Source organism: Pseudomonas sp. HTZ2 (assembly GCF_033173945.1).
Classification (GTDB): Bacteria; Pseudomonadota; Gammaproteobacteria; order Pseudomonadales; family Pseudomonadaceae; genus Aquipseudomonas; species Aquipseudomonas guariconensis.
The window spans coordinates 1875342-1899490 of record NZ_CP137332.1; the positions used below are offsets into that span (position 1 = coordinate 1875342).

At 61.8% G+C, this 24149-nt stretch carries 15 protein-coding genes; 3 read left to right on the forward strand and 12 right to left on the reverse strand.

The annotated features are described in order from the left end of the window. Window positions 1-106: 106 nt before the first annotated feature. Complete coding sequence (locus tag R6G97_RS08760) at window positions 107-520, forward strand: NUDIX hydrolase (protein WP_043206497.1); 414 nt, start codon at window positions 107-109, stop codon at window positions 518-520. On the opposite strand, the gene metR is transcribed toward R6G97_RS08760, so the two are convergent. Then, window positions 504-1421: a transcriptional regulator MetR gene (gene metR, locus R6G97_RS08765; protein WP_043206532.1), complete on the reverse strand. Its 918-nt coding sequence runs from the start codon at window positions 1419-1421 to the stop codon at window positions 504-506. The genes R6G97_RS08760 and metR overlap by 17 nt on opposite strands. Window positions 1422-1535: 114 nt before the next feature. Continuing rightward, on the reverse strand, window positions 1536-7010 hold the full coding sequence (locus R6G97_RS08770) for a dermonecrotic toxin domain-containing protein (RefSeq protein WP_327151214.1): 5475 nt from the start codon (window positions 7008-7010) through the stop codon (window positions 1536-1538). Window positions 7011-7204: 194 nt separating this feature from the next. Between R6G97_RS08770 and R6G97_RS08775 the strand changes: the two genes are divergently transcribed. Then, on the forward strand, window positions 7205-8200 hold the full coding sequence (locus tag R6G97_RS08775) for an alpha/beta fold hydrolase (RefSeq protein WP_182942386.1): 996 nt from the start codon (window positions 7205-7207) through the stop codon (window positions 8198-8200). A gap of 58 nt (window positions 8201-8258) precedes the next feature. On the opposite strand, the gene R6G97_RS08780 is transcribed toward R6G97_RS08775, so the two are convergent. The 7 genes from R6G97_RS08780 to R6G97_RS08810 all read right to left on the reverse strand — a co-directional run bounded on the left by R6G97_RS08780 (window position 8259) and on the right by R6G97_RS08810 (window position 15127). Then, window positions 8259-8585, reverse strand: a complete 327-nt coding sequence (locus R6G97_RS08780) for a GlpM family protein (protein WP_167358097.1) — start codon at window positions 8583-8585, stop codon at window positions 8259-8261. 24 nt (window positions 8586-8609) lie between these two features. After that, a complete protein-coding gene (locus R6G97_RS08785) occupies window positions 8610-9935 on the reverse strand; it encodes a sigma-54-dependent transcriptional regulator (protein ID WP_317847999.1) in 1326 nt (441 codons plus the stop codon). A 13-nt stretch (window positions 9936-9948) separates the two neighbouring features. Next, the gene (locus R6G97_RS08790; RefSeq protein ID WP_317848000.1) at window positions 9949-11853 is read right to left on the reverse strand and encodes a sensor histidine kinase; all 1905 of its coding nucleotides are present in this window, start codon (window positions 11851-11853) and stop codon (window positions 9949-9951) included. Between the two features lie 62 nt (window positions 11854-11915). Further along, the gene (locus R6G97_RS08795) at window positions 11916-12650 is read right to left on the reverse strand and encodes an amino acid ABC transporter ATP-binding protein (RefSeq protein WP_043206506.1); all 735 of its coding nucleotides are present in this window, start codon (window positions 12648-12650) and stop codon (window positions 11916-11918) included. After that, complete coding sequence (locus R6G97_RS08800; protein WP_043206507.1) at window positions 12647-13318, reverse strand: amino acid ABC transporter permease; 672 nt, start codon at window positions 13316-13318, stop codon at window positions 12647-12649. Before R6G97_RS08800 ends, R6G97_RS08795 begins: the two co-directional genes overlap by 4 nt. Then, window positions 13319-14065, reverse strand: coding sequence for an amino acid ABC transporter permease (locus tag R6G97_RS08805; protein WP_043206508.1), 747 nt, complete (start codon window positions 14063-14065; stop codon window positions 13319-13321). A 144-nt stretch (window positions 14066-14209) separates the two neighbouring features. After that, complete coding sequence (locus tag R6G97_RS08810) at window positions 14210-15127, reverse strand: glutamate/aspartate ABC transporter substrate-binding protein (RefSeq protein ID WP_043206509.1); 918 nt, start codon at window positions 15125-15127, stop codon at window positions 14210-14212. A gap of 325 nt (window positions 15128-15452) precedes the next feature. On the opposite strand from R6G97_RS08810, the gene R6G97_RS08815 reads away from it, so the two are divergent. After that, complete coding sequence (locus R6G97_RS08815; RefSeq protein ID WP_317848001.1) at window positions 15453-19835, forward strand: NEL-type E3 ubiquitin ligase domain-containing protein; 4383 nt, start codon at window positions 15453-15455, stop codon at window positions 19833-19835. A 56-nt stretch (window positions 19836-19891) separates the two neighbouring features. Here R6G97_RS08815 and glpD read toward each other — a convergent pair whose 3' ends face one another. From glpD to glpK, 3 genes are all read right to left on the reverse strand, one after another. Further along, complete coding sequence (gene glpD, locus R6G97_RS08820) at window positions 19892-21430, reverse strand: glycerol-3-phosphate dehydrogenase (RefSeq protein WP_317848002.1); 1539 nt, start codon at window positions 21428-21430, stop codon at window positions 19892-19894. A gap of 254 nt (window positions 21431-21684) precedes the next feature. Beyond that, the gene (gene glpR, locus R6G97_RS08825; RefSeq protein WP_043206512.1) at window positions 21685-22440 is read right to left on the reverse strand and encodes a DNA-binding transcriptional repressor GlpR; all 756 of its coding nucleotides are present in this window, start codon (window positions 22438-22440) and stop codon (window positions 21685-21687) included. A gap of 189 nt (window positions 22441-22629) precedes the next feature. Continuing rightward, entirely contained in the window at window positions 22630-24120 is a 1491-nt protein-coding gene (glpK, locus tag R6G97_RS08830; protein ID WP_043206513.1) for a glycerol kinase GlpK, read from the reverse strand. Window positions 24121-24149 lie beyond the last annotated feature (29 nt).

Genomic DNA, 24149 nt, shown 5'->3' on the forward strand with positions numbered 1-24149 from the left:
GAGGCGGCCATTGGCAAGGGGCCGTTCGTCATGAACTTAGCGGTTCCTTGTCCATACCCTGCGCCCGTGTGATCCTTGCTGCCTTTTTACCTGTAAGCGAGTTCCCATGTCCCAGATCATCCGCATCGCCGCCGCCCTGCTGATCGACCCGCAAGGTCGTACCCTGCTCGTACGCAAGCGCGGCACCCAGGCCTTCATGCAGCCTGGTGGCAAGATCGATGCCGGTGAGTCGCCCCAAGCGGCGCTGGTGCGTGAGCTGCATGAGGAGTTGGGGCTGCGGCTGGACCCCGCACAAGCGGTCTATCTGGGTCAGTTCAGCGCACCGGCTGCCAACGAGCCAGGCTTCGAAGTCCTGGCCGAGCTGTTTCGGGTCGACAGCGCCGAGGACGTCGCCCCGGCGGCAGAAATAGAAGAAGTGGTCTGGCTGGCCGCTGACCAGATCACGGATCTTGAGTTGGCGCCCCTGACCCGCGACCTGATCCTGCCGCTCTACCGCCAGGCGGTCAGCGCACCGCGCTGACACCATCGAGGGTAGAGAAGGACGTGTCCTTGGCCGTCAGCAGGAAGTCGCGCATGTAAGGCGCATCGAGCATGTCGGTGCGCACTGCCGCGTGCAAGGTGGCGAACAGGCCCTTCTCACCCAGGCGTTTGCCTTTCACATAGCCGCGCGAGCTGTATTCGTGCAGTGCCCAGTGCGGGATACCGCACACACCACGGCCACTGGCCACCAATTGCATCATCATCACCGTCAGCTCCGAGGTGCGCACCGCGGCGGGCTCGATGTCGGCCGGTTCCAGAAAACGGGTGAAGATGTCCAGGCGATCACGCTCCACGGGATAGGTGATCAAGGTCTGGTCGAGCAAGTCCTGGGGCACGATGTAGGGCTTGTTGGCCAACGGATGCTGGTTGGCGACCGCGAGCATGGCTTCGTAGGTAAACAGCGGCACGTAGGTGATCCCTGGCAGATCCACAGGGTCGGAAGTCACCACCAGGTCCAAGTCGCCGCGGGCCAAGGCTGGCAGTGGGGCGAAGGCAAAGCCTGAAGCCAGGTCCAGCTCCACCTCAGGCCACGCATCGCGGAACTGGTCGATGGTCGGCATCAGCCATTGAAAACAGCTGTGGCACTCGATGGCCATGTGCAGGCGGCCTGCGGTACCACCGGCCAGCCGGGCGATGTCTCGTTCGGCGCCGCGCAGCAGGGGCAGGGTGGCATCGGCCAGTTGCAGCAGGCGAAGGCCCGCGCTGGTGAAGCGGATCGGTTTGGTCTTGCGCACGAACAGTGCCATTCCCAAGCGTTCTTCCAGCTCCTTGAATTGGTGTGATAGGGCCGACTGGGTCAGGTGCAGGCGTTCGGCGGCCTCTACCAGGCTGTCGGCTTCGCGCAGGGCATGAAGGGTTTTCAGGTGACGGATTTCCAGCACGGCGGCTCCGAGGGCATTCATGGGGGTAACAACGAGTGTTGTTGAGTTTCCCTCATGTTGAGCGCGTTGTCGACGCGGGAAAAAGAAGGGCACCTGAACAGGTGCCCACAATAGCTAGAAGTGCGGTGAGAGGTGTTTCTGAGCCTGGGCACGACTCAGGTCGCCGCGCCAGATGGCCTCTACATGGCTGATTTGCCATTCCCGGCCCAGATAGCGTTGGGCCGGTGTCTTCAGGTGCGCCTTGACGAAGTCGTCGAACGCAGGTGTTGGCTTGTTGAAATGCACATGGGCGTACCACAGAACCTTGGTCAGGTCCTGGCGCTTATCGATCACTTTGAATTCCTGCAGGAAGTCTCGACGTCCATCGGGTAGCCGCTTGAGCTCGACCAAGGCGCCCACTTTCTCGATCTTCACGACATCCTGCTCAACCAGGTAGTCGAGCTGCGCACCCTTGGGCTCCTGAGTCTTCACGATCTGTTCGATACGCAGGGTCCGGCCGCGTTCGACAAGACGCTCGGAAGCCTCGCGTAGGCGGGGCAACGAAGGGTCGTTGGAATCGAGCTGGGTGATCCGGCTGACAATATCATCAAGGTCTGCTGCCTTGAACTGCATCAGGTCTTGCAGGCTTGCCCCGTCCATGTCCTGTGCTGCGTACTGCTCGATCTGACGCTTGAAGGCCTCTAGCGCGCCGAGCTGGCGATTCGCTTCAGCCTGCAGTTCCTTGAGGGTTGCCTTGCGTAAGTGCCTCAGGTCGGTGGGGGCCGGGTTGGTGAGGACGAACTTGCCGGAGGCGTCCTGTCGATAGGTTTCTGTGCGGCCGTTCGCGCCTGTGACGTGGTAGGTGTTGGCCTGTTGCCGGTCACGGGTGCCGATCAGGTAATCGTCCTGCACGGTTTCGAATACCCGTGGTTGGTTGGGTCCCTGAGCGAGGCGTTGTGGTTGCTGGTGGGGATCTGGCTGCTTGGCGCTCTCCTGCAGCTTTCTGGCATAGGGCATATAGGCATCGAGCTTGGCTTCCAGGCGTTTGACTCGGGAAAGGTCCAAGTAGTCGGTGTAGCTGAGCTTCCAGTACCTCAAACTGCTTTTGAATTGCCCTATCAGGTCGATCGATCTGGCGACGATGACGCGGCGTTGACGGTTGCTGGCCTGCACATTAGGCAGTTCATGCAGAAGATAGAGGGCACGATCCAGATCCGCTTGTGGCGCTGCCATCAGAACGCGGAGATTGAACCAGCCGCCATCGGGGGAATGTACGGGTTTGAGCAACAGGTCTTGCAGTTGGGAGATCTCCATGTAGTCCAGAACAGGGTCTGTCAGCCTCTGCATACCGGCATCTATGGTGGCGATATTCTTATGACGCGGCTGGGTGTTCGTGATTGCATTACGCCATGTGCGTAGCGTTTGTATGTGTTGGCGAAACTCGTCCAGTTCTGCCAGCGCCTTGACACGCTGGGTGCTCATTTGTTGGCGAATGGCCAAGTACTCCTGGAGTTTGACCTGGAACAGCGAGCTCTCCATTTCAGGACGCAGCTCAAACGCTTTTGCGTGGCTCGCCTGCCTGAGATTGCCCAGTTCGTCCAGTATTTCCAGGTAGCGCAACTGACTGACCTGTATCAGTCGGTAGTGGCCGTCAACGATCATTATTGCCGCCTCATTCGCGTCAGCCGTGCTATTGGCTCTGACGCGCCCGGACGATACTTCTTCCAGACTCAGGCAGTCCGCATGGAGGCGTTTGCCCTCCTTGATGCACGCTTTGAGCTCGGCGATCAGATCGGTATCGCGGAAATGTACCGATAGCGAAGGCTCCATACGATGCTTGAGCGCTTCAGCCCTAGCTTGCAACAAGTTCCACTCGCGCGGAATGCTCTCGCGAAGGCGGTTATGCAGCCGGTAGGCCCGGTCGCGCCACCAGCGAGGCAGTTGTTCTTTGATGAAGGCGGGCCATATGGGGTCCAGTGTGTCGGCAAGATGGCCCAATGCCTGACCACCGCCTGCGCCTCCACCCAGGCGGTGGACGCCGTACAGGGCAAAGTGCGTGTTCCAGTTACCCGTGTCATCAAGCGCGATTGCCCGTTTGAATGCGCTGCCGGTGTCGCCGGTCAGTTCCCAGGTATGACTGGTCTCGTCCCACCGTACCTTGTACTGGTGGCCCTGCACCACGATGTAGTTGCCTTGGGAATGACGGTAAATGCCTCGGTAACGGCCCTCATTGGCCGGAGAGAGTCCTACCAGGGAGACGGGTTCGCTGACCCGATAAGCGGCCAGTCCGGCAAACGGTTCCGGCCTGGGGGTTGGCAGGTGGGGCGATGTTGCGCCTGCTGTCGACAATCGTCCTAGTTGGTATCGCCTGGCTGAACGGCGCAGCGCGGGGGCGCGGATGTCCACGCCACTGCCCAGCACATCCATGGCGACATCGATCAGGCTGGCCAGTACATTCTCGATGGCATCGAGCACATTGCCTGTCTGGCCATCGGCCAGGGCTCTAACCAGTTCCGCAGAAGCGTCGTACAGATCATAAAGACTTACCGGTAAGCCCAGGACGGGGATCAAGCCCAATGCGATCTTGAAGCCCAGCAGCAGTTTTCCAGCTTGCGCGGCGAGGTTTTCGATATGCAGGTCAAGGTTGCTTCGTGAGGTATCGCGATGTGCCTGGAGCAGTTGCCCCATATGGGTATCGAGCTGCAACTGAGCAAGCGATTGGGTTGCGGGCCACTCGGCGCCAATGCCGATAATGCCGTTGAAACGATGTTGATGGGCCTGATTCAGCCGCGAATGGTGAGCTCTTGAATTTCCCCCCAGGGCCCGGCTGACCAGATAGTCGCGCTCGCGTGCGTCCACGCTGCCCTCGAACAGGCTGAGCCGTGCCGACTCCAGATCCGGATACTGGCGTAGTGGCGCGACGGGATGGTCTGGTCGGTACAAGAGCGTGGTCTTGTGGATGCGGTCCTCGATGAACGTGATGCCTCCAAGGGTGGTGGGCTGGTCGGAGGTGTCCTTGCCTCCACTTGTCAGCCGTGCAGCCAGCAGGCGCAGGTCGAAGCCGTTGGCCTGCAGGTCGGCTTTGCTGCGTGAATCGATCACTTGAGCGAACATGGCGTGGCTGGTGCTGTCCAGGTGACCGCTGGTGTGAAACAGCAGATTTTGCAGCTTGAGTATCAAGCGGTGGGGCTCGATCAGGCATTCGCGTCGGTAGGCCTGCTCGAAGTCGCTTTCATCATTGCCCCTAAAGGCATGGATGATCGCCGCCTCGTATTGCTTTGCAACGTCCAGCTCGTTGGCCAGCGTGCGCAGATAGGCGGCATCGAGCTGGCCTTGCAAGCGCTGGCGCAGGTCGTCATCGGCCGGCGTGACCTTCACATTCACAAAGCGCAGCCGGTCCTGCATCGCGTCATCGATGTGCTGCAGCAGGGCAGTTTCAAGGGTGAGCGTGACACGTTCGGTACTGGGCTTGAGTGTGGATTTGACGGGCGTCCCAGGGGCTCCGCTGCCGGCGACCAAGTCTTTGCCGCTATTGGCTGTACTGACAGGCACGTCGAGTTCGATGTATTGGTCGACGAAGCCCTGGACGTCCTGCTTTAGACGTTTGTTGATCAGATTCCGGCAGAACTGTGTCCGCTCTGGCAGGTCGCGACGAATCAGGGACTGGGCCTTGCGCAACGCCGTGAGGTAGTCATGGATGAGCGTGCGCAGGGGCTGGCGTTCGTTGGCGGGTACTTTTTCCAGGCTATCGAGTGCAATACCTGCTTGGGTAATGACGTCTTGCTGCCGTTTGTGTAGAAGCAGAGCTGTTTCGCGCGCGGCGTGACGCGGCACTTGCAGACGAAGGGCAAGTGACTCTCGCAGTTGCGGCAATTGTGCAGGCATCGCGTCCAGGCCAAGACGCTCCTGCAGAGCGTCCTTTTCCTTGCGGCAGGCGGCCAGCACGCCATCGAGCGTGTGGCCGAGCGCATTCTCCGACAGTGAGGACAGACGCACAGGCAAACCCGCTTTCAGGCAAATCTCGAGCTGGCGTTGTCCTTCGCATCGCAACAGCCCGCCGTGTTCACCTAGCCAATACAACAGCAACGTCTGGGTACCATCGGTTGCGTCCAGTGCCGCCTGGACTGTGATGACCAGCGCACCGTGCAGAATGTCGGCCGGCGTTCCGTCAGTGGGCTCGCTCGTTTCGTGCAGCAGTTCGATCTGGGCGGCCACCGCTTCGGTATCTGTTTCGGTATCTGCTTCGGTACCTGTCTCGGTACCCGCCTCGGTGCAGACCGACTCCACCCACGCCAGATGCTGGTCGTCGAGCAGCCCCAGCGCATGTTGGAACTGTGCATGGGCAAGCAGTCCATCGCGATGAGCCTCGATCAGTGGTGTGCTGGCGGTCACAGGCTGGGCGTCCGAATGCCATTTGGCCGATGAGGTCACTTGGGTAATCAATATTTGGGCCGAGTTCCTGGCTTTGGCCAAGGCGTCTTGATGCCGTTGGCACGCTTCGACTTCGCTGGCGGAGAGTGCCTCCAGCAGCGTGAGCTGTTTGTCGATCAATGCTTTGCGCAGGGTGGGGGCAAGGTCCAACCCTAGGTTGCCGAAGTCGAACAGGGTGGGCTGGGTATCCTCCGGGTCGTGTGGGTAGTCGTCATCGGGCGCTTGGGCGAACACCGGGCTGTTACGCCAGCTTTGTTCCAGTTTGTCGGCGCCGGCCAGGCTGGTGGCAGCATCGGTTTCAAGGTCCGGACCTACCCCCGTTGTCAGTGTGTCCAGCAGGTCGGCTTCGAGCTGGTCGAGCAGCGCGGTGAAGCCCAGGCCGATGCCGTCCACGGCGGTGTAGGTGATCGTTTCTTGGCCCATAGAGGCCAGATGGGTCTCAAGCGCTTCACGCGTGGCGTAGCCCGTGAAGGCCGTTGTCTGGTCCGGCGAGTAGAGCACCTGGGGTGCTTCGCCTTCGAGGCTGATGACCAAGGCGCCGGGTTGGCTCGAGGGCACTTCGAGCTGCACCTTTTTCTGGTTGTGGATCAACCACTCTGGATTTTCCAGCAGGCCGATCACCGGCGCTCGATACTCCACGTCCAAGGTGCCTTGATCCAGCACGATATCCAGCGTGGCGAGGAAATGTGCTCGGTATTGCTGGCGGGCGAACTCACGCCGGCTCAAGGTCGTCCCTTCGGCGCGCGCGTCCCAATACGCCTGCCAGCGCTTGCTCACCGCCGTTGACAGGTCAAACGCGGCGAGGCGGGCATACAGTTCGTTCGGGCGTAGCTGGGTCAGCTGGCGATTGGCGTCGGATTTGCCCTTCACCTTGGCCTTGGTGTTCAGGTCCTGGGGTGGTGTCCGATGTTGATCGGCGAACACGCACAGTTGGGTCAGGTTGACGAACTGGTTATCGGACTCCAGCACCAGGCCGGTATGTTCCGGATCGCTGGCGAGTGCGCTTTGCAGCACGTCATTGACCGATTGGCGAACGCCAGGCGCAAGGCTCAGCAGACGGTTGAAGGTCTGGCGTGCCTGGCGCCACTGTGCAAGGGCACGGCGAGTCGACGGGGTATCGGCTAACAGGGCACGCGAGTCATCGTGAGGGGGCAGGTAAAATGTCGTCGTAACGGTCATGAGGATTCCATCAAACGTTCGGCCGGATTGGCCGGAATCATTGAAGGGCAACCGCGTAGGAGGGATGAGGTACTCAGATATGGCAGGACCGCCCGGCAGGGTTCACGAAACTGTCATGCTTTTGTGGCAGCGCGCCCGAACGGTTTTCATCAGACTCGCGTTCTACTGGGGATCTGCATTCTGGTGTTTCATTCATGCGGGCTTTTTTGGTTTTCTTGTTTTTGGCACTCAGCACGCCGGCGAGCTTCGCCGAAGGACGCTGCGACACGCGTGCGCCGGTACAACGGGTCGAACTGGGCGAATTGAGCCTGGTTTACCAAAGCGTGGGAGCACCGTCGGACCCTGTGTTGCTGTTGGTCATGGGGCTGGGTGGGCAATTGATCCACTGGCCCGACGATGTGGTCGAGGCCCTGTGTCGCCAAGGTTTCCGTGTCGTTCGTTATGACAACCGCGATGCCGGGCTATCGCGTTGGAACAAGCTGCCAGCCTCGGCCAACCTGACCGTCGAGCTGTTGCGTTACAAGCTGGGGCTGCCCGTTTCGGCCCCGTATACCTTGACCGACATGGCCACCGATGGCTTGCGCCTGATGGATGAGCTGAAGGTCGAGCAATTCCATGTGCTGGGGGTGAGCATGGGCGGCATGATTGCCCAACACCTGGCGGCGATGGCGCCGGAGCGTGTGCGCAGCCTGACGCTGGTGATGTCGAGCTCTGGCGCCGAGGGCCTGCCGGCGCCAAGCGCTGCATTGGTGCAACTGCTGGCCCGGCGTGATGCGCCGAATCGTGAAGTGGCCATCGAGCACCAGGCGGACCTGCTGGCTGCGCTGGGTAGCCCGACGATCACCGACGAGCGCACGGTGCTGTTGGACCAGGCGGCTGTGGCTTATGACCGGGCGTTCAATCCAGAAGGGGCTCAGCGGCAGATCATGGCCATTCTGGCCGAGCCCAGCCGGGTGGCGCTGCTCAATCAGTTGCGTGTCCCCACGCTGGTCGTGCATGGCACGGCCGATCCGCTGTTGCCGGTGATGCATGGGGTGCACCTGGCCGCGCATATCCAGGGCAGCCAGTTACGGCTGATCCCGGGGCTGGCGCACCGTTTCCAGGAGCCGTTCAAGGCGCCGCTGTTGGCGGCGGTGCTGCCTTACTTGAGCTCGCACCGCGAAGATCCGAGGCATGTGGCCGGCCTTTGACCTGTGATGCCCTTCTGGTGAGGAAGCCGTACCCACAAGGATCACGAGGCGCGGCTGCTCAGTGAAAGCGCATCCACAGCGTGACCAGCACTGTCGCTGCCGCCAGCCAGGCCACCGTGGCCAGGGCCAGCGAGGCTTCCAGGCGCAGCCGGTCGACCAGAACGTACAAGGTGGCCAGGTAGACGAAGTACGGGATGATCGACCACATGCCGAACAGGATGGTGGCCTTCAGGTCCGCCAGCGACCGGCTCTTGCCCACGATGTAGTGGGCGATCAGCGCAAAGGTCGGAAACAACGGCACCAGCCCCGCGATGTAGTAGTTGCGGGTCTTGGAAAGGATCGCCAGGAGCACCACGACGGCGGCGCCCAGGCTGGCTTTGAGTATGAGGTCCACGGGCTTCCCTTGGCCTCAGCTGAGGCCGTACTTCTTCACTTTGTCGAACAGCGTGGTCTTGGCCATGCCCAGCTCCTGGCTGGCCTGGCTAAGGTTGCCACCGGTGCGCTGTAGAGCGTCGCTGAGCAGGTTGCGCTCGAAGGCTTCCACGGCCTCGGCAAAGCCCAGGCCTTGACTGGCGCCGCTGGCGTTCTTCTTGAAGGCTGGCAGGCCAAGGGCATAGCGCTCGGCCACGTTGCGCAACTCACGCACATTGCCTGGCCAATCGTGGGCCATCAGCCGTGACAGGGTCTGGCTGTCCAGCTCCGGCACCTCACGGTCGAAGCGCAGCGCCGATTGCTCGAGAAAGTGCTCGAACAATTGCAGGATGTCCTCGCGGCGTTCGCGCAGAGGCGGCAGCTCCAGGGTGACGACGTTCAGGCGGTAGTACAAATCGCTGCGAAACTGCCCGTTCTGGCCCATGGCGTCCAGGTCCGACTTGGTCGCGGCGATCACCCGGCAGTCCACCGGAATGCTCTGGTTCGAGCCCAGGCGCTCCAGCGTGCGCTCCTGCAACACGCGCAGCAGCTTGATCTGCAGATTGATCGGCATGCTCTCGACTTCATCGAGGAACAACGTCCCGCCATTGGCATGTTCGATCTTGCCGATGCGCCGTTTGCCGGCGCCCGTGAAGGCATTGGCCTCGTGACCGAAGATCTCGCTCTCGAACAGGTTCTCCGGCAGGCCGCCGCAGTTGAGCGCCACGAAGGGCTGCCCCAGGCGACGACTGAAATCGTGCAGGCAACGGGCGACCAGTTCCTTGCCGGTGCCGGTCTCGCCTTCGATGAGCACGTTGGCTGAGGTGTCGGCCACGTTGGCGATCAGTTCGCGCAGGTTCTGCATCGCTGGCGAGCGGCCGATGATGCGGCCTTCCAGCGTGCTGTGGCCGGCCAGCTGGCGACGCAGCGCATGGACCTCGCGGGACAGGCCGCGTTGCTCCAGGGCGCGGCGGACCACATCCACCAAGCGCTCGGGGGAGAAGGGTTTCTCCATGAAGTCATAGGCGCCGTTGCGCATGGCGCCGACCGCCATGTCGATGTCGCCGTGGCCGGTGATCAGCACCACCGGCAGGCTACGGTCGCGGGCCTTGAGCCGGCCGAGCAGCTCCAGGCCATCCATGCCGGGCAGGCGGATATCGCTGACGACGATACCGGCGAAATCATCGCCGATGCGTTCCAGCGCTTGCTCGGCGCTGCCCACGCCTTCGCAGGCGATGTCTTCCAGGGCCAGAGCCTGCTGGCAGCCCAGCAGCACATGGGGGTCGTCTTCGACGATCAGGACAGTCAAGGGCACTTGGTTCATACGGTCCCTGCGTTCATAGAGGTTCTACCGAATTGCCGGTGGGCGTGACCAAGGGCAGGGCGAGCACGAAGGCGGTCCCGCCACTGGCAGGATGCTCGACGCTCAGCGAGCCCTTGGCAGCGGCGGCGAGGCTCGCCGAAAGGGTCAGGCCCAGGCCCAGGCCATGCTCGCCCGGTTTGGTGGTGAAGAAAGGTTCGAACAGGTGCTTGCGCGCCTCGGCATCGATGCCGTGACCATTATCGCGCACCCGCAGGCGGTATTTGTCGCCCTGCAGCTCGCCCTCGAGCCAAAGCTGCGGTGTGGGCTGGTGGGTCATGGCGTCCAGGGCGTTGCCGACCAGGTTGACCAGGATCTGCTCCAGGCGTGTCTGGTCGATGGCCAGTTGCTGGTCCTCGAATTGGCTGTGCAGCTGTAGCTTGCAGCCGGCGATGCGGTTGGCCAGCACCTGCAAGGAGGCATCGACGGCCTTGCTCAACGAGGCCTGGCCACTGTCATCGCCACGCCTTGCGAAGGAGCGCAGGCTAGCGGTGATACGGCCCATGCGGTCGATCAAGTCGTTCATGGTGCGCAGATTGGTGCTGGCCGTTTCCAGGGCCCCGCGTTCCAGGAAGCGCACAGTATTGCCAGACAACGTGCGCAGCGCCGCCAGAGGCTGGTTCAACTCGTGGGCGATGCTGGTGGACATTTGCCCGATGGCCGCCAGTTTGCCGGCCTGGACCAGTTCGTCCTGGGCGTGGCGCAGGGTCTGCTCGGCGTGCCGACGTTCGCGGATCTGCCCCTTGAGCCGCTCGTTGCTGGCGCGCAGATCAGCGGTACGCTCGGTGATGCGTCGCTCCAGTTGGCTGTTGGCCTCTTCGAGGGCTTCGCGGGCGGCCAGGCGGGTGGCGATCACCTTGCGGCGCTCGTTCCAGGCGATCGCCAGGATGGTCAGCAGGGCGAAGGCCACACCCACCAGGATGCCCTGGACCATGGACTCACGGTGCAGGTCCTGCAGGGGCGTGAGCAAGGTGAAGTGCCAGGGGGTGTCCACCAGGCGCCGGGTCTGGGCCAGGTAGGCCATTTCACGGGGCTTGCCCTGGCCGATTTCGCTGTTGGCAGGGAAGGTGAGTTTTTCCACGCCCTCGGACAGGGTTTCCCGGGCCAGTGGTTGCAATTCGTTGAGCGGCCACCAGTAGTACTGCAGGCTGCGCGCCAGGCGTTCCTTGATCTGCGGGGTCAGCGGGCGCACCGACTTGAGCCGGCGGGCCGGGTCGCTGGAAAGAATGATGATGCCATTCTCATCGCTGACGAAGGCTTCCAGGCGGGCGCGTTGCCAGCGTTCTTCTAGGGTGTCCAGGCGCACCTTGATCACCGCCACGCCGATGATCTTGCCGTGCTCTTCCAGCCCATGGGCCAGGTAGTAGCCTGCTTCGCCAGTGGTGCTGCCGATGCCGTAGAAGCGGCCAGGCTCGCCGCGCACGGCATCCTGGAAGTAGGCGCGGAACGACAAGTCCTCGCCAAGGAAGGAGTCGGCGTCGCGCCAGTTGCTGGTGGCCTGGACGCGACCGGTGGTGTCCAGGACGAAGATGGCCCGGCTACGGCTGCGCCGGTTCAGGCCTTCGAGGTATTCGTTGACGGTCTGGCGGTAGCCGCCGTCGGGGTCGGTGAGCAGTTTCGAGACGCTGTCTTCGAGTTCCAGCAGGCTCGGCAGGTAGGTGTATTTGCTGATCTCGCTCTCGACGGTGCGTGCGTGGAGCTCGAGCTGGCGTTCGCCGTTCTCGCTCAAGGCGCGGATGCCGTTGCTCTCGCTGATCAGGTAGCCGGCCATCCCCAGGCCGACCATCAGCAAAATGATCAGGGGTGGTAGCAGCAATTGACGGATCAGGCGGGATTTCACGGCAGGCTGGGCAGGGCAAAGGAGCGAGGGGTCGCATTTCATCACAGTGGCCTTGTCACGACCAGCGTCCGCTGCCCGGATCGCCGGGCAGCGGCATGGCCGACTCAGTGCTGCAGGATCTTGCTGAGGAAGTGCTGGGTGCGCTCGTGGCGGCCTTCGGGGTTGCCGAAGAAGTCTTCCTTCTGGCAGTCCTCGATGATGCTGCCCTTGTCCATGAAGATCACCCGGTTGGCCACCTTGCGAGCGAAGCCCATCTCGTGGGTCACGCACATCATGGTCATGCCTTCATGGGCCAGTTCGACCATCACGTCCAGCACCTCGTTGACCATTTCCGGATCCAGCGCCGAGGTCGGTTCGTCGAACAGCATGACGATCGGGTCCATCGACAGCGCACGGGCGATCGCCACACGCTGCTGCTGGCCGCCGGAGAGCTGGCCAGGATGCTTCTTGGCGTGCGCGCCCAGGCCTACGCGGTCGAGCAGGGCCAGACCTTTCTTGGTGGCTTCGGCCTCGCTGCGGCCCAGAACCTTGCGCTGGGCGATGGTCAGGTTCTCGGTGATCGACAGGTGCGGGAACAGCTCGAAGTGCTGGAACACCATGCCGACGCGCGAACGCAGCTTGGGCAGGTTGGTCTTCGGGTCGGCGATGGAGGTGCCGTCGACCACGATGTCACCCTTCTGGAAGGGCTCCAGGGCATTGACGCACTTGATCAGCGTGGACTTGCCCGAGCCGGATGGCCCGCAGACCACCACCACTTCACCTTTCTTGACCTCGGTGCTGCAGTCGGTCAGCACCTGGAAGTCCCCGTACCACTTGTTGACGTTCTTGATGGAAATCATACGGTGATCCTTTTTTGCAGGCGCTTGACCAGCCACGAAGCGGAGAAGCTGATGAGGAAGTACACGACCCCGGCGAAGATCAGGAACTCATGGGAGCGCCCGATGATGTCGCCGTTGGAGCGTGCCGAGTTGAGGAAATCCACCAGGCCCACGGTGTAGACCAGCGAGGTGTCCTGGAACAGGATGATGCTCTGCTGCAGCAGCAGGGGGGTCATCTTGCGAAACGCCTGGGGCAGGATGATCAGGCGCATGGTCTGGCCGTAGGTCATGCCCAGTGCCTGCGCGGCGCCCATCTGGCCCTTGGAGATCGACTGCACGCCGGCCCGCACGATCTCGCAGAAGTAGGCGGCCTCGAACATCATGAACGCCACCACACAGGAGGTGAAGGCGCCGACCGGGGTGTCCTCGCCGGTGATCCAGCGCAGCACGAACGGGACTGCCAGGTAGAACCAGGTGATCACCAGCAGCAGCGGGATGGAGCGGAAGTAGTTGACGTAGGCGCCGGCCAGATTCGACAGCAGCTTGCTCGATGACAGGCGCATCAGCGCCAGGATCGTACCCAGTACGATACCGCCGACCACGCCCATGACCATCAGTTGCAGGGTCATCACCATGCCTTCCCAGAGGGCCGGCAGGGCGGGGATGATTTCGCTGAAATCCATGTCCATTTACTTGCCCCCCACGGAGATCAGGCCAGGTACCGAGACTTTCTTCTCGATGAAACGCATGAACAGCATCAGCCCCATGTTCAGGGTGAAGTAGATCAAGGTGGCCAGCGTGAATGCTTCGAACAGGTTCGCGGAGAACTCGGCGGTCTGCTTGGTCTGGGCCAGCAGTTCCATCAGGCCGATCAGCGACGCCACGGAGGAGTTCTTGAACACGTTCAAAAATTCCGAGGTGAGCGGCGGGATGATGATCCGGTAGGCCTGGGGCAGCAGCACGTTCATGTAGATCTGCGGCAGGCTGAAGCCCAGCGCCCGGCCAGCCGATTCCTGACCGCGAGGCAGGGCCTGGATGCCGGTGCGTACCTGCTCGCAGACCCGCGCGGCGGTGAACAGGCCCAGGCAGATGACCACGCTGATGAGGGCGGAGGTGGTCGGGTTGAGGTCTTGCTTGAACCACTCCTGCAGCCCTTCAGGCAGCAGGTCCGGTACCAGGAAGTACCAGATGAACAGTTGCACCAACAGCGGCACGTTGCGGAACAGTTCCACATAGGCGGTGGCGATCCCCGATACCACACGGTTCGGCACGGTGCGCATCACGCCGAGCAGCGAGCCCAGCAGCAAGGCGATGATCCAGGCGGTCACGGCAATGGCGATGGTCCAGCCCAGACCGGTGATATACCAGTCCAGGTAGGTTTCGCTGCCCACGCCGGTGGACTTGAAGAATACGCCCCAGTCCCAGTTGTAATTCATCGGGATTTCCCCTCAGACGGTTGTTTCACGGGCACCTTCGAGCAACCGAGGGCGGCGAGCGCCCTCGGTTGAAAGGTTAGACACTAATGAGTGGCCTGTCGGGTTGATGCTGCTCGGGTCGAGCAGTAGGCCACTGGCTGGGGATCAGGACTTCTTCTCGTCCGCCGCCTTGTCGGTCGGCTCGGCGATCAGCTTTTTCAGCTCTTCGCTCATCGGGAAGTTCAGGTTAAGGCCTTTTGGCGGAATCGGCTGCTGGAACCACTTCTCGTAGCTCTTGTTGACCGCGCCAGACTTGAAGTACGCCACGATGGCGTCATCGACCGCTTTCTTGAAGGCGTCGTCACCCTTGCGCACCATGCAGCCGTAGATCTCGTAGGACTGCGGGGTGCCGGTGATGACCCAGTCGGCAGGCTTGCGCGCCTTGGCCATTTCGCCGGCGAGCAGGGCGTCGTCCATCATGAAGGCCACGGCGCGGCCGCTTTCGAGCATGTTGAAGGCTTCGCCGTGGTCTTTTGCGGAGATCACGTTCATCTTCATCTGCTTGTCGGCGTTCATCGCCTTGAGGATGCGTTCGGAGGTGGTACCGGCGGTGGTCACCACGTTCTTGCCGGCCAGGTCCGGGAAGTCCTTGTAGGCTGGCTGACCGTCCTTGACCTTGGTCAGCAGGCGGGTGCCGACTTCGAAGATGCCGACCGAGAAGCCGACCTGCTGCTGGCGCTCGACGTTGTTGGTGGTGGAGCCGCACTCAAGGTCCACGGTGCCGTTCTGCACCAGCGGGATGCGGGTCTGGGAGGTGACCAGGTTGTAGCGGACCTTGATGTCCGTACCCAGTTGCTTTTTCAGCGCGTCGACGACGGCCAGCTGGATGTCGTGGGAATAGCCCACAGGCTCTGGCTTGCCGGCCAGGTAGGAAAATGGAATGGAGGAGTCGCGGTGGCCCAGGGTGATGGTGCCCGAATCCTTGATCTTCTTCAGGGTGCCGGTCAGTTCTTCGGCCATGACAGGCGATGCGATGACAGCGGCCGCGATGGCGGCGCCCAGCAATTGACGAACGATGCGCATCAAATTTTCCTCGACGTGTTTGTTTTTTTTATGGAGCCGTTGGCGGACTCTTCGTTCCACGAATACAGCAGCAAACGTGGTGCATTCGGCTACCAAGTGTAGAGCATGAGTCGTGCCAAGCCCTGCTGTCGATCATATCGCCGCGAAATTACTGGTTTTGAGGCTTTTTTTTACCGTTTTTTGCCAGAGCAGATGTGCGGATTTCCGAATGAATACCCTCTGCGTGTTCGGAAACCCGAATGAGGGGCCTGGGTAGTACCCCGGTACTGCGCCACCGGGGCAAGCAATTGATGAGATCGAGCTTTTCAACTGCTCGAGATTGCACATGCCTGATTCCGCTCCATCTGACGACTCCATCGACACCTTGTTCGCGCAACAGATGCCAAGCTGGTTGCGCCGTGAGGACGGCCACCTGCACTGTATCGATCGCCTGCGTGCGTTTCACAAGGCATTGCTCAGGCAAGAGCGTGCGGTAGCCGCCTTGCGCCCGGTGCTGGCGCAGATTCCTTCGATCGAGGCGTTCGCCGAGCCGCTTTTACGTGAAAAGCTGGTGCAACTGGGTGAAGCGGCTCCTGACGTCAGGCACAGCCAGGTGTGTATCTGGCGGCGTCCGGTCATGCCGTCCTTTGCTTTAATACTTTCGACGCGCCAGTTCGTTCCATCATCGACACAAAGCCTATTGGCCGCTGCGCTGCACAACTTTCATCTGGTCGAGACCCGGCCTTCCGACACTCGCAAAGGGTATCTGCGCACGCGTTCGGGTAAGCGGATGGCCTTGGGGTTTCATGCCTTTGCCGGGCGCTGCCGAGAGCTGGACATCGGCGCGAAGTACCAGGAAAAACTCAAGGCGGTTCTCAAACCCAAAGACGGCGCTGAGGCCGTGTATCGCCTGTTCCAGGAGAACCAGCAGGCGCACCTTGAGGTCGCCGTGCGCTCGGCGCAGCTCAAGGGCGAGCTGGATGAGGACAGCTTCCAGTGCATGCTGGCCTTGATGGCGTTTCCGTCAATCGTGCCGGCAACCTCGTCCAACGTGGAGCTTCGGCACCTGTATTTATTGGGCGTACCCGTTCATGGCGTGGTCTGCGCAGCGGCCAGTGCGGCTGATGGTGGGGCGTTGCAAGGTGTGATCGTCTGGGTGCCCAATGATCCGGATTGTCCGGTGAAGCGTTTTGATTCCTGGCAGGCGGTCTACGACGGGCTGGCCAGGCGTTTGGTCAGCCGTCGTTATCGGCAGTTTTTTGCCCGATTCGTGAGCGAGGCCGACCGCGTCAAGTTCTTCACCCGTCTGGCCGAGCAGTCCAAGGGCTGGACGCACGAACGGTTGGCGACATTGACCGGCGGACATAAGCCGATCATTGCAAAAAAGGACAAATCGATAGGAGAGCGGTTGAGAGTCTTTCTGGCTGACTCGCAGATAGACAAGATTTTCGACGATGCACGTGTGCTCGCTGTGCCGACAGGTCAGGAAGACGAAAACGATCGTAACGAACGGCTAAGCGGTTACGAGTCCTTGGGCCTGAATGTACTCAATATCGCTTCGCTGTTCGTTCCGGTATTGGGGGAGGCATTGCTGCCTGTGGCCCTGGTGCAGATCGCCAGCGAGTTCTATGAAGGTTACGAGGATTGGAACCTGGGCGATCGTCAGGGAGCTATCGCCCATGTGTTTGGGGTGGCCGAGAGCATGGTCGCTGGAGCGCTGCTGGCTAAAGGGGTATCGGTGGCGGTAAAGGCGCTCAAGCCAGTGGCATTCATCGATAAGCTCAGCCTGGTTCGCACCCGTCAGGGCAAGGTGAAGCTGTTCGACGGCTCGCTCGAGGGTTACCGGCTAGACCCCGCCAGCCACAATGCTCAAACCCCGCAAGAACAATGGTTGCTGCATGACGACAATCAGCTCTACCGGCTGCAGACCGAGCGTGGCGGGCGCCTGCGTCATCCCACGCGTGCTGATATGTACACGCCGCGTATAGAAGACAACGGAGCAGGGGGCTGGCGCCACGAATTCGAGCAGCCGCGGACCTGGAGCGGTGCCGGTACCTTGGTTCGGCGGCTGAGCGGGCGCTTGTCTGACCTTTCCGATGAAACGGCAAAGCATTTGTTGCAGGCGACCGGTTACAGCGAGGCGCAGATACGCCGATTGCACCTCGAAAACCAGGGGGCGCCTGCGCGATTGCTCGATGCGCTGGAGCGTCATCAACTGCATCAGCAGCATGCTCATCTGGGGGGCGCTGAGCTCGAGGCGCTGTTCAAGGAGCGCGAACCCATGGCCGGTCCAGCGCAAAGCAAATTGCTGCGGGATTTTCCGGGGTTGTCGCTTCGTTGTGCGCGGGAAATCTGTGCCCAGGCCACTGGCGCCGAAATCACCCGCCTGGAGAGCAGCGAGCGAGTGCCGTTGGCATTGGCCGAACGTGCTCGATGGTATCTGCGCGAGAGCCGTCTCGACCGCGCCTGCGCCGGGCTGCGCCTGTTCAGGGCGACCAATGCCGACACCCAGCGTCTGGCGCTTGAGTTGATCGAGTTGCTGGCGCCCTGGCCTGCGGATTTGCGGATCGAGATTCGCGAAGGCTCGATCGAGGGACCGCTGCTGGCCAAACAGGGCAAGGCGCAGGCTGCCAGGCGGAGGTCGATCATCCGTTCAGGTAATCGATACGCGCTCCAGGGGCACAAAGGCGAGCAGGATTTGATGTCGTTGTTGTTCGGCCTGTTGAGCGACGGGCAAAAACGTACGTTGGGTATTGCGGGAAAGCAGGTCGACGCCCTGGAAAATCGCTTGGCAGCGTATGCCAGCGAGTCGCGTGATCGGGTTGCCAAGTGCCTTGGTATGGGCGATGCGAAGGCCCTACGTGCCCCGCTGCGCTTCGGCGATGGGCAGGCGGGGTATGCACTCAGCGGAAGAGGGGCTGTCGATGGATCGGCCATCGTGCGAGGCATCCATCGGATTTTCCCGACGTTGAGCGCCCTGCAGCTCGATGCCTACATTCGTGAGCTGCGCACCCGTCATTTGGGGTTGTACGAGCACTTTTCGATGTTGTCGCTGCATCTGGAGCAGTTGCGCACGGGGCTGGAGGCTTGGCGCAACGAGGCCAGCGGGCTGTTCACTCGTCTGCGTCGTCGTCGGGTCGCCGACCAGATCAGGCGTAGCTGGCGACGCAAGATCGTCAATGAAAGTGGCTCCTACGTCCTGGTGATCGACGGAGAGCGGGTTGGCGGGCTACCGACCTTGCCTGAAGGGGTGAGGTTCGATCACGTCGAGCGGCTGGTTCTGCGCAACATGGAACTGTCCGACATCGAGGCGGATTTTCTGCACCGCTTCGCCAATGTGCGTGAGCTCGATCTGAGGGGCAACCGCCTTGGCCGCGTGCCTCAGGGCCTGGAATACCTTGGGCAGCTCAGGTGGCTCGATCTGTCGCGTAATCACATCGTCATGGATGAAGCCGGGGAACACTGTCTGCGCGGCCTGGTGCGCCTTCAGCATCTCAACCTCAGCCATAATGGCGAACTCGGCCGCGCGCCGGACCTGAGCCACCTGCGCCACCTGCGCGAGATGCGCTTGCGGGCGACGGGGTTGATGGCGTTGCCGGAGCGACTCCCACTGGCTGCACTGGTGGATTTGCGCAGCAATCGTATTCAGTTGCTGCAGCGTGACAACCACAGGCTTCGCCACCGACTCGAGCGGGTGCTGCTGCACGATAATCCGCCCTCGCACAGCGGCAGCGAAGGGTCCTCCAGCTCGGGCGATGTGTCGTTGGCGCCGGTGAGGGCGATCGCGGGCGAGGATGTCCAGGAGAATCCCGGTTACCAGCATGCTGTCGTCGACGCTTCGCTGCGCGCGCGGTGGCTGGATGAGGGAGCGGATGAACAGAGCCTGCGCAGGCAGGCACTCTGGGAGACGTTGCAGGAGGAGCCTGGTTCGGCATCGTTGTTCCAGTTTCTGGCTGACTTTGCCAGCTCGCGGGATTTCACGAGGAATCCGCAGCGCTTTCGCGCCCGCATCTGGTCATTGCTGCAAGCGTGTGCCGAGCGTGAGCCCTTGCGCCAGCGGCTGTTCATGATGATGGATGGCCCCCGCGGCTGTGATGACAGATTGTTGCTGACGCTGCGTCACGCCGAAGAGGCCGTGCTTGCCGAACAGGCCATTCTCGGCGTTGCGAAGGATCAGGTGGAAAGCACCTTGCTTGGCCTGGCACGTCCATTGTTCCGACTGGATGAGATCGACCGGATCGCCAAGGAGCACGTCGCCCGGCTGGAGTCTGAACGGGAAATGCAACTTGCCCTGGGGCAAGAGACGGGGGTGGTGGATCCGGTTGAGACGGAGCTGGCTTACCGGGTCGCGCTCTATGAATGGATCGGTCTGCCGCTGCAGAAGGACTGGATGCATTTCGGGCGTTTTTCCAGGCTTACCAAGCACGACGTGGAAATCGCTCAAGCGCGGGTGCTCTCGCTGGAAAATGATGACGCCTTAATCGACTCGCTCGCTCAACGCCCGTTCTGGGCGCACTACGTCAGGGAACACTACGCGCAGCGCTTCGAGGCGGTGCATCAGGCGTCTTGGGGAGAGCTGGATTCGCTCGACGATAAGCTGGCTGCGGACCAGATCACAGAAGGGGAATACGCAAGACGGCTGAAGGAGATGGCTGATGAGTTCAACCGGGCCGAACGTGAGCTGGTGAAGGCGCTGGCCCGGGAGGTCTACATGCGCGCCAAGCCATAGGCTGGCTGTCAGCCCCCTGGCTGCGCGGGCGCCATGCCAGGGGGCTTGATTGAGGGTCAGGCTGCCTGCTCGGCGGCTCGGTTGGAGTGGGCGCGGTGCAGGTAATCGGCCAGTGCCTGCTTTTCAGCCGGGCTGGTGAACAGCCCCAGCTTGGTCCGGCGCCAGAGGATGTCACCGGCTTGCACCGCCCATTCCTGGGCGATCAAATAGTCCACTTCACGGCTGAACAAGCCGCCACCGATTGGTTGGCCCAGGTCCTCGGGCCCACTCACGCCTTCGATCAGGCGCCATACCCGGCTGCCATAGGTCACTGCCCAACGCTTGGCGATATCCACCGGCAGCCAGCCGTGGCGGGCCAATACCGCATCGACCAGCGCCTGAACCGTCGTCATGTTTTCACCGCCTGGGAGTGGGGCGGTGGCCGTCCAGCTATCACGCATCTGGGTGAAGAATGGCTTGAGTTCGCCCATGGCCGATTCGGCCAGCTTACGGTACGTGGTGAGCTTGCCGCCAAAGACCGACAGCAGAGGTGCCTGGCCGTCGCTGGCCGACAGCGCCAAGGTGTAGTCGCGGGTGACGGCCGACGGATTGTCGGATTCGTCGTTGCACAGCGGGCGTACCCCGGAATAGGTGTGCAGGATATCGGCGCGGCTGAGCTGATGGTTGAAGTGCTCGTTGACGATCTTGAGCAAGTAGTCGGTTTCCATCTCGGTGATGGCTACCTTGGCTGGGTCGGCGCTGTACTCACGGTCGGTGGTGCCGATCAGGGTGAAGCGCTCCAAGTACGGGATGGCGAAGACGATGCGTTGGTCTTCGTTCTGCAGGATGTAGGCGTGTTCGCCTTCGTACAGACGCGGAACGATGATGTGGCTGCCCTGGATCAGGCGGATGCCGTAAGGCGCGTCGAGCTTGAGATCGTCCTTGATGAAGCTGGCTACCCAAGGCCCGGCGGCGTTGACCAAGGCGCGGGCGCGGATGGTGCGCTGGCTGCCGTCGGCCTGTTGCAGTGCCACCTCCCACACCCCATCGACGCGCTCTGCGCGCAGGCAGCGGGTATGGGTATGAATGTGCGCGCCTTTTTCACGGGCAGCCATGGCATTGAGCACCACCAGACGGGCGTCGTCCACGGCGCAATCGGCGTACTCGAAACCTCGGGTAATGACGGGCTTGAGCGGATTGCCAGCGCCGAAGCGCAGGCTGCGAGAGGCCCCCAGGCGCTTGCGCTTGCCCAGGTGATCGTAGAGGAACAGGCCCGCGCGGATCATCCAGGCTGGGCGCAGGTGTGGGCGGTGGGGCAGGACGAAACGCATGGGTTTGACGATATGCGGTGCCTTGGCCAGCAACACCTCGCGCTCTGCCAGGGCCTCACGGACCAGACGGAACTCATAGTGCTCCAAGTAGCGCAGGCCGCCATGAATCAACTTGCTACTGGCCGAGGACGTATGGCTGGCCAGGTCGTCTTTTTCGCAAAGGAACACCTTCAGGCCGCGTCCCGCTGCGTCGGCGGCGATGCCCACGCCATTGATGCCTCCCCCGATCACAGCGAGGTCGTAACAATCGGCGAGGGGCGGCTGGGACGAAGCGGGCTGGGACACGGCAAGGCCTCCTGGGGGCGCAGTTCACATCGAAAGTGAACATTGATGTTCATTTTCGAAAATACTAGCGCAACGAATAGCCGTTATCCAGTCAGTCTCTATAGAAAAAACTGATCAGAGAACAAGAAAATGAACGATAGCGAACATAGAACGCGCCGTATTCGGCGCATGCGAGCACTGGGGTGGGCCGGTGAGGACCTGACCTGTAATGGGCTGCAAGGCAGCCCAGGATCTGCTGGATTCCGACGCCCGGATCAGACGACTTCTAGGCGAATCTTGTGCTGGTTGAGCAATTGGGTGAGGGCGGGGGTTGGGGGCTGGTCGGTCACCAGGCAGTCGACCAGGCTGATCGAACCCAGGCGAACCATGGCATTGCGGCCGAACTTGCTCGAGTCGGCAGCCAGGATGACCTGACGGGCATTGTTGATGATCGCCTGGGAAACCCGTACTTCCTGATAGTCGAAATCGAGCAGGCTGCCATCTTCGTCGATGCCACTGATGCCGACCAGGGCGAAGTCGACCTTGAACTGGTTGATGAAGTCGACGCTTGCCTGGCCCACGACCCCGCCGTCGCGGCGCACGGTGCCGCCAGCCACCAGGACTTCGAAATCGTCCTTGGCGCCGAGTATCGCGGCCACATGCAGGTTGTTGGTGATGACCTTGAGATGGTTGTGATTGAGCAGGGCGCGGGCGATCGACTCGGTGGTCGTGCCGATATTGATGAACAGTGAGGCATGATCGGGAATCTGCCGGGCCACGGCTTCGGCGATGCGTTGCTTTTCATCGCGCATCTGGTCTGCACGCATGGCGTAGGCGGTGTTCTCGATGCTCGAATCGTAGGCTGCGCCGCCGTGGTAGCGTCGCAGCAGGTTGCCCTCGGCGAGCTGGTTGATGTCACGGCGGATGGTTTGTGGGGTGACGACGAACAGCTGCGCCATTTCTTCGATGCTGACGTAACCGCGCTCGCGCACCAGTTCGAGGATTTGTTGTTGGCGGGGAGGCAGATTCATGGGCGGTCCTTTTGGGCTGCCGGACAAATTCTGCAATGAAACCAAAGGCGGCTATAAGCTACAAGCTACAAGTTACAAGCCATAAGAAAAAGCAGCGTTCGGTTGGCCGACGTGCCTATGCTTGGCTTGCAGCTTGCAGCTTGCAGCTTGCAGCTTGCAGCTTGCAGCTTGCAGCTTGCAGCTTGCAGCCTACTCTTCCCAGTCGCGGGTGCGCTCCACAGCCTTTTGCCAGCCTTTGTAGAGCTTTTCTTTCTGCGCTTCTTCCAGTTGTGGGCTGAACTCGCGCTCGATGATGGCCTTGTCCCGCAGTTCGTCCAGTCCGCTCCAGAAACCACAGGCCAGGCCTGCCAGGTAGGCTGCGCCCAGGGCTGTGGTTTCGCGCATTTTCGGTCGTTCGACGCAGGTGCCGAGGATATCGGCCTGGAACTGCATGAGGAAGTTATTAGCCACTGCGCCCCCATCGACGCGCAGTTCGCTCAGGCGCTGGCCGCAATCTTGCTGCATGGCATCGAGCACGTCGCGGGTCTGGAAGGCGATCGATTCCAGGGCTGCCCGGATGATGTGATCGACCTTGACACCGCGGGTCAGCCCGAACAGCGCGCCACGGGCATAGGGGTCCCAATAGGGGGCGCCGAGGCCGGTGAAGGCGGGTACCAGATAGACGCCATTGCTGTCCTTGACCTTGCTGGCGAAGTATTCGGTGTCATAGGCATCGTTGACGATCTTCAGCTCGTCGCGCAGCCACTGCACGGTGGAGCCGCCGTTGAATACCGCGCCTTCCAGGGCATAGGCCACTTCCCCCCGCGGGCCGCAGGCGATGGTGGTGAGTAGGCCGTGGGACGACTTCACCGCCTGCTTGCCGGTATTCATCAGCAGGAAGCAGCCCGTGCCGTAGGTGTTCTTGGCCTGACCGGGCTCGACGCACATCTGGCCGAACAGCGCCGATTGCTGGTCGCCGGCGATACCGGCAATGGCGATGCCGCTTTTGGTGTGACCATAGACCTCGGACGATGGGCGTACCTGGGGCAGCATCTGGCGAGGAATACCCAGGATCTGCAGCAGTTGGTCGTCCCATTGCAGGGTATGGATGTTGAACATCAGGGTGCGCGAGGCGTTGGTGTAATCGGTGACATGGACCTTGCCGCCCGAGAATTTCCAGATCAGCCAGGTATCGATGGTGCCGAACAGCAGTTCGCCCCGTTCGGCACGCTCACGGACACCTTCGACGTTGTCGAGGATCCATTTGAGCTTGGTGCCGGAGAAATAGGGGTCGGTGACCAGCCCGGTGGTTTCGCGGATGTACGCCTCATGGCCTTCGCGTTTGAGCTGCTCGCAGATCTCGGTGCTGCGCCGGCACTGCCAGACGATGGCGTTGTACACGGGGCGGCCGGTTTCCTTGTCCCAGACCACAGTGGTTTCACGCTGGTTGGTGATGCCCAGCGCGGCCACCTGGGCATGGCTGATGCCAGCCTGGGCCAGCGCCTCGACCATGGTCGCGCTCTGGGTGGCGAAGATTTCCATCGGGTCGTGCTCGACCCAGCCAGCCTGGGGGTAGTGCTGGGCGAACTCGCGCTGCGAGGTGCCGACCACGTTAGCGTCGCGGTCGAAGATGATGGCCCGCGAACTGGTGGTGCCCTGGTCCAGGGCGATGATGTAGTTCTTGTCCTGGGTATCTGTCATGTCGGTGGCCTTGCACAAAATTGGGGGAA